Below are 6757 nucleotides of genomic sequence, written 5' to 3'. Positions count from 1 at the left end.
GGCGAGGTGGTCGTCGGGAACGGTCAGGAAGATCAGGTCGGCTGCATCGACCACGTCCTGCGGCGTCGCGACGGCCCGGCAGCCGTCGATGCGCGCGGCGAGGGCGGCGGCCGACGCCGGCGTGCGGCTCGCGATCGCGACGACGGGGAAGCCTGCCTGCGCGAAACGCTGCGCGACGCAGCGCGCGAGGCGGCCGGCGCCGATGAAGCCGAGACGAGGGGTGTCGGGAACGGACATGACGGTGGGCAAGGTGAAATCCGGGAGACCGTCAGTATCGCAGGAATGGCGAAGCGGTCACGACAGGGTCGGGCCAAGTAATCCGACCCCACGGGGTCGTCCGGTCGCAGGTGGACCCCGGACCGTCGGCTTCCTGTCTCGAATTTGTAATCGTAGATTACGAGCGCCCGCGCACGGTGTTTCCGCGAATCGGTAAGACTGACTGCGCGAGCATGCGGCACCCGTCAAGTCGGACGGATTCACGCGACCCGCGACGCCTTCCTGCGAGCGGCCGCGCCGCGCGGCTCGTGGCCTGCGGCGGCGCGCGATTGCAATTTGCAACAAATGCTCAATACGTGTATTCCGGGTTTTCGCTACATTGCTTGCATGCGACGTGCATGCCCGCCGTTGCCGACAGGAGCGCACAAAATACCGCTCCAGCAGGAGAATCGAAGTGAAAAAGCTCGTTCCGTTCATCGCCGCCGCCGCGCTGGGCCTGGGTGCCGCCAGCGCAGCGCAGGCACACGTGTCGATCGGGGTCGGCATTGGTATCCCGGTCGCACCGGCGTACCCGGTCTATGCGGCTCCGCCGCCCGTTTATTACGCACCGCCGCCGCCCGTCGTGTATGCGCCGCCGCCCGTCTACTATCCGCCGCCCGCCGTGGTCGTGGGCGGTTATGGCGGGTATGGCTACTACGGCCGCCCGTACTGGCATCATCACGGCTACTACGGCCGCGGCTACTGGCGTCGCTGATTGATTCCCGCGCGGCTTGACCGCGTGTGGCGAACGGCGCAGCGTCCCTACGGGAGCTGCGCCGTTTTTTGTTGGCGCGGCTCGTCAGCGAGTGATGAAGCTGGGACAATGCCATTCCGTTCCTCGTCCCCGCGCAACCGAATCCGATGCCCGTCCTGCCCGCTCCGACCTTCGACGATGTGATCGACGCTGCCGCCCGTCTCGACGGTGCCGCACATCGCACGCCTGTCCTGACATCCCGCACCGCCGATGCACGCACCGGCGCGTCGCTGTTCTTCAAGTGCGAGAACTTCCAGCGGATGGGGGCCTTCAAGTTCCGCGGCGCGTACAACGCGATCGCCCATTTCGATGCAGAGCAGCGCAACGCCGGCGTGATCACGTATTCGTCGGGCAACCACGCGCAGGCGATCGCGCTCGCGGCGAAGCTCGCGGGCATCCGCGCGACGATCGTGATGCCGCACGACGCGCCGGCCGCGAAGGTCGAAGCGACACGCGGCTATGGCGGCGAGGTGATCACCTACGACCGTTATACGGAAAACCGCGAGGAGATCGGCGCGCGGCTCGCGCAGGAGCGCGGGATGACGCTGATTCCGCCGTACGACCATCCGCATGTGATTGCCGGGCAGGGCACGGCCGTGAAGGAGCTGATCGACGAAACCGGGCCGCTCGACCTGCTCGTCGTGTGCCTCGGCGGCGGCGGGCTGCTCGCGGGCAGCGCGCTGTCGGCCGCCGCGCTGTCGCCGGGCTGCCGGATCGTCGGCGTCGAGCCGGCAGCCGGCAACGACGGCCAGCAGTCGCTCGCGCGCGGCGAGGTCGTGCACATCGCGGCGCCGCGCACGATCGCGGACGGCGCCGCATCGACGCATCTCGGCGCGTACAACTTCCCGATCATCCAGCGGCTCGTCGAGCAGATCGTCACGGTGAGCGACGCGCAGCTCGTCGACACGATGCGTTTCTTCGCAGAACGGATGAAGATGGTCGTCGAACCGACCGGCTGTCTTGCCGCCGCCGCGGTGCTCGACGGCGTGCTGCCGGTCGAGGGCAAGCGGGTCGGCGTGCTGGTGAGCGGCGGCAACGTCGATCTTCCGCGCTACGCGGAGTTCCTCCGCGGTTGAGCGCAGCGGGCGGCAGCGGCGGAGCGTGCAGGAACTCGGCCTGGCTGCACCCGTTCAGACCGCGTGTCCTCACAGGCCGAGTTCGCGCCACAGCTGATCGACGCGCGTCTTCACGGCCGCGTCCATCTCGATCGGGCGCCCCCATTCGCGCGACGTCTCGCCCGGCCACTTGTTGGTCGCGTCGAGCCCCATCTTCGACCCGAGGCCCGCGACGGGCGACGCGAAGTCGAGGTAGTCGATCGGCGTGCTGTCGACCATCACGGTGTCGCGCACCGGGTCGACGCGCGTCGTGATCGCCCAGATCACTTCCTTCCAGTCTCGGATGTTCACGTCCTCGTCGACGACGACGATGAACTTCGTGTACATGAACTGCCGCAGGAAGCTCCACACGCCGAACATCACGCGCTTCGCATGGCCCGCGTAGCTCTTCTTCATCTGGACGATGGCCATCCGGTAGCTGCAGCCCTCGGGCGGCAGGTAGAAGTCGGTGATCTCGGTGAACTGCTTCTGCAGCAGCGGCACGAACACCTCGTTCAGCGCGACGCCGAGCACCGCGGGTTCGTCGGGCGGTTTGCCCGTATACGTCGAGTGGTAGATCGGGTCGCGGCGCATCGTGATCCGCTCGACCGTGAACACCGGGAACCACTCCTGCTCGTTGTAGTAACCGGTGTGGTCGCCATACGGCCCTTCGAGCGCATGCTCGTACGCAGCGGACGACGTGTTCGCCGGGCGCGGCGGCGCGCCGGCGGGGGCGGGCGCCGGTGCGCCCTCCTGCGGGTAGATGAAGCCTTCGAGCACGATCTCCGCGCGCGCCGGCACCTGCAGCGTGTCGACGCCGGGCGTCAGGCACTTCGCGAGCTCGGTGCGGCTGCCGCGCAACAGGCCCGCGAACTGGTATTCGGACAGCGTATCGGGCACCGGCGTCACCGCGCCGAGCGTGGTCGCCGGATCGGCGCCGAGCACGACCGCGACCGGATACGGCTTGCCCGGGTTGCGCAGCGCGAATTCGCGGAAGTCGAGCGCGCCGCCGCGATGCGCGAGCCAGCGCATGATCAGCTTGTTGCGGCCGATCAGCTGCAGTCGGTAGATGCCGAGGTTCTGGCGCGGCTTGTTCGGCCCGCGCGTGACCGTCAGGCCCCACGTGACCAGCGGCCCGGCATCGCCCGGCCAGCAGGTCTGGATCGGCAGCTTGTGCAGGTCGACGTCGTTGCCTTCCCAGACGATTTCCTGGCATGGCGGCGACGACACCGATTTCGGCGCCATATCCCACACGGCTTTCGCGAGTGACAGCAGCTTGCCGGCGTCTTTCAGGCTCTTCGGCGGATCGGGTTCCTTCAGCGCGGACAGCAGGCGTCCGAGATCGCGCAGCGAGCCGAGCGCGGCGTCGTCGCCCGCGTCAACACCCATGCCGAGCGCGACGCGCCGAGGCGTGCCGAACAGGTTGCCGAGCACCGGAAAGGTGTAGCCGGTCGGCGCGTCGAACAGCAGCGCGGGGCCGCCGGCGCGCAGCACACGGTCGCACAGCTCGGTCATTTCGAGCACGGGCGACACGGGCTGCGTGACGCGCCGCAGCTCGCCGAGCGCCTCGAGGCGCTGGATGAAATCGCGTAAGTCTTTGTATTTCATGAACAAGGTCCGGGCCGCCCGCATGGCGGGACGGAGATGGGCGGGCGCAGCGGCTGGCTGCGGCCCCGAATTGAGCGACGATTTTACCCGGCCCGCCACTCCGCTGCCCGCATGTGAAAAAAGTTGACGACGCGCAAACCCGCTACGGCTGGGGCCTCGCGGTTCTGAAGGGTCTCTGAATATTACTTTTTGTTATGATTTTGAGGTTTTATAGTGTTGACGATCTATAAAACCCTGTTAGAATCCGCTGACATTGGTTGCAGGGTAGAAGGCTTCGAGCCGCCAATCACCGATCCTTTGACGCAGCGCGTCACCGTCGGCCGGAACCTGCACGGCTCATCGACGGTTCTTGTCGTAGTCACAGCCAGCGCCTCCAGACGCTGGTTTTTTGCGTGAGTGCCACCGCGTACGCCCGCCTTCATATGGATATGAAGGCGCGGGCCTTGTCCAGCCGTGGCCTCGAACGGTACTTATACCGTTTCTCCGATGCCTGCCGTCCCAACCAAGACGTGCGGCGTCGTGATTCCGCGGCGCGCATTCTGTCTCGCCATCGAGCTGAGCGAGCCGCACGAATCATGTTCATGGGAGATCTGAATGAACGCTTGGTTATCGTGGCGTCCCAGTGAGCGGCACACGCACGTGTTCCGTGCCGTGCTGCGTCGTGGGACGCGTGTCAGTCATCATCTATTTAGCGTCGTAGGCTGTCTTGCTGTTGCGATCGGGCTCGCCCTGTGGCTGCTGCCGACCGCGCGCGGCACGCTCGCAGCGAAGCTGATGCCGGTCGTGTCCGCGGCCGTGCAGGCCGGCCCGGCCCGCTTGCTGACCGGTCATCCGCTGCCGAACTTCGCGCCTGCCGGCGTGCAGCCGCAGCAGGACGACGGTCCGGAGACCGACGCGCTCGCGGTCGGTCTCGACGTCGCGTCGGATGCCGCGGTGCAGAACGACGTCGACGAAGGCCGTAACGGCCAGTCGCCCGTCACGCTCGCGAAGCTGATCCCGGCGCAGCGCCTGCCCGCCGACGCGCGCGACGACCGCACGCTCGCATCGAACCGCCAGCAGGCGCTCGTGGCGACCTATCTGTCGCGCCGCTACCGCGTCGCGCAGGAGCCGGTCGGCCAGCTCGTCAAGGCTGCGTTCCAGACCGGCCACGACGTCGGCCTCGATCCGCTGCTGCTGCTGTCCGTGATGGCGATCGAATCGGGCTTCAACCCGTACGCCGAAAGCGGCGTCGGCGCACAAGGCCTGATGCAGGTGATGTCGAAGGTCCATTCCGACAAGTTCGAGTATTTCGGCGGCACCGACACCGCGCTGCATCCGCTCGCGAACATCCAGGTCGGCGCGCTCGTGCTGAAGGACTGCATCGCGCGCGGCGGCTCGCTCGCCACCGGTCTGCGCATGTACAACGGCTCGACGAACCCGGACGACAATACGTACGGCTCGAAGGTGATGGCCGAGCGCGGACGCCTGCGCGACGTCGCACACGGCCGCAGCGTGCCGGTCAACGGGCCGCAGGCGCCGAAGATGGTCACGGCCGCGGCGACGGCGGCTGCGGCGGGCGGTGCGAAGCGTGTCCACGTGACGCTCGAGGCCGCGCAGGCGCTGTCCGCGAAGACGGCCGCGCCGAAGGCGCCGCAGCAGGACGACGCGAGCGTCGACACCGCAAAGCAGCCGCATGGCGATCATTCGGAGCTGGGCGCCTGACGTGCAAATGCGCGTTTGAATTCGCTTCGGAGAAAATGAAAAAGCACCTGCGAGGGTGCTTTTTTTATTGTCTGGACGCGGCGCGCGGGGCGCCGGCCGGCCGAGTGGCCGGTCAGCGCTGCCCGAACAGCGTCGCGAGCCGCTCGACGGCCTCTTCGAGCCGCGAGTAGGCGGTCGCATAAGACAGCCGGATATAGTCGCGCGGCGCATGCACGCCGAAATCCATCCCCGGCACGAGCACGACGCCGGCGTCGTGCAGCATCGCCTGCGTGAGCGCTGCGCTGTCGCCGGCCGCCGGATGCGCGACGCCGCCGCAGTGTGCGTACACGTAAAACGCGCCGTCGGGCATCACGGGCACCGTGAAGCCGAGCCGTTCGAGCGCCGGCGCGATGAAATCGCGGCGCCGCTTGAATTCGACGCGGCGCGCTTCGTAGATCGCGAGCGCTTCCGGCTCGAAGCACGCGAGCGCCGCGTGCTGCGCAAGCGCGGACGGGCAGATGAACAGGTTCTGCGCGAGCTTCTCGAAAGTACCGACGAGCGCCGGCGGGACGACCAGCCAGCCGAGTCGCCAGCCGGTCATGCTGAAGTACTTCGAGAAGCTGTTCACGGTGACGACGTCGTCGCCGAACGACAGCGCCGACACGGGCGGCGCGTCGTAGCTGAGCCCCTGGTAGATCTCGTCGACGATCGTGAAACCGCCGCGCGCGCGCACGGCCTCGACGATCCGCTTCATCTCGTCGGGCTCGAGCGACGTGCCGGTCGGGTTCGACGGCGACGCGAGCAGCACGCCGCGCGTCTTGTCGCCCCACAGCCGGCGCACGTCGTCCGCGGTGAGCTGGAAACGCGCGGCCGGGCCGCTCGGCACGAGCACCGCGCGGCCTTCGGCCGCGGCGACGAAGTGCCGGTTGCACGGGTACGACGGGTCGGGCATCAGCACCTCGTCGTCACGCCCGACGAGCGCGAGGCACGCGAGCAGCAGCGCGGCGGACGCGCCCGCGGTCACGACGATCCGTTCCGGGCTGATCGTCAGCCCGTACGCGCGTGCATAGTGCGCGGCGATCGCGTCGCGCAGCGGCGCGATGCCGAGCGCACTCGTGTACTGCGTGACGCCGCGGCGTAGCGCGGCCGCGGCCGCCTCGACGACCGGTTCCGGCGCGGTGAAGTCCGGCTCGCCGATGCCCATGTGGATGATGTCGCGGCCGGCGGCTTCGAGCCGCTGCGCCTCCTTCATCAGTTCCATCACGTAAAACGGCTGGATCGCGTCGACGCGCGCTGCGAGCGTGACGAGCGAATCGGCGGTGGTATTCATCGGCGGGTCGGAAGAGGGGAGCGAGCGTTAAACGAG

The 6757-nt window shown here is 68.0% G+C and carries 6 protein-coding genes; 3 read left to right on the top strand and 3 right to left on the bottom strand.

Annotated elements, in window-relative coordinates; genetic code table 11:
- On the bottom strand, positions 1-237 hold a 237-nt coding region (locus tag G3N94_RS24915; protein ID WP_205795213.1), incomplete at its 3' end, for an NAD(P)-binding domain-containing protein.
- Between the two features lie 433 nt (positions 238-670).
- Here G3N94_RS24915 and G3N94_RS24910 point away from each other — a divergent pair.
- A complete protein-coding gene (locus G3N94_RS24910; RefSeq protein ID WP_124600308.1) occupies positions 671-970 on the top strand; it encodes a hypothetical protein in 300 nt (99 codons plus the stop codon).
- 146 nt (positions 971-1116) lie between these two features.
- Positions 1117-2085 (top strand): threo-3-hydroxy-L-aspartate ammonia-lyase, encoded by a 969-nt coding sequence (locus tag G3N94_RS24905; RefSeq protein WP_205795211.1) that lies wholly within the window; start codon positions 1117-1119, stop codon positions 2083-2085.
- A 69-nt stretch (positions 2086-2154) separates the two neighbouring features.
- Here G3N94_RS24905 and G3N94_RS24900 read toward each other — a convergent pair whose 3' ends face one another.
- Positions 2155-3711, bottom strand: a complete 1557-nt coding sequence (locus G3N94_RS24900; protein WP_205795210.1) for a UbiD family decarboxylase — start codon at positions 3709-3711, stop codon at positions 2155-2157.
- Between the two features lie 594 nt (positions 3712-4305).
- Between G3N94_RS24900 and G3N94_RS24895 the strand changes: the two genes are divergently transcribed.
- Entirely contained in the window at positions 4306-5412 is a 1107-nt protein-coding gene (locus tag G3N94_RS24895; protein WP_205795209.1) for a transglycosylase SLT domain-containing protein, read from the top strand.
- Between the two features lie 112 nt (positions 5413-5524).
- On the opposite strand, the gene G3N94_RS24890 is transcribed toward G3N94_RS24895, so the two are convergent.
- A complete protein-coding gene (locus tag G3N94_RS24890) occupies positions 5525-6721 on the bottom strand; it encodes a pyridoxal phosphate-dependent aminotransferase (RefSeq protein ID WP_205795208.1) in 1197 nt (398 codons plus the stop codon).
- Positions 6722-6757 lie beyond the last annotated feature (36 nt).

Source organism: Burkholderia sp. Ac-20353 (assembly GCF_017104785.1).
Lineage (GTDB): Bacteria > Pseudomonadota > Gammaproteobacteria > Burkholderiales > Burkholderiaceae > Burkholderia.
Note: the sequence above shows the minus strand (reverse complement) of the source record. Positions and strands in the feature narration are given on the sequence as shown.

Excerpts from the sequence above, each read along its gene's own strand:
- G3N94_RS24895 (WP_205795209.1), top strand. The coding sequence starts at position 4,306 with ATGAACGCTTGGTTATCGTGGCGTCCCAGTGAGCGGCACACGCACGTG.
- G3N94_RS24905 (WP_205795211.1), top strand. The coding sequence starts at position 1,117 with ATGCCCGTCCTGCCCGCTCCGACCTTCGACGATGTGATCGACGCTGCC.
- G3N94_RS24900 (WP_205795210.1), bottom strand. The coding sequence starts at position 3,711 with ATGAAATACAAAGACTTACGCGATTTCATCCAGCGCCTCGAGGCGCTC.
- G3N94_RS24890 (WP_205795208.1), bottom strand. The coding sequence starts at position 6,721 with ATGAATACCACCGCCGATTCGCTCGTCACGCTCGCAGCGCGCGTCGAC.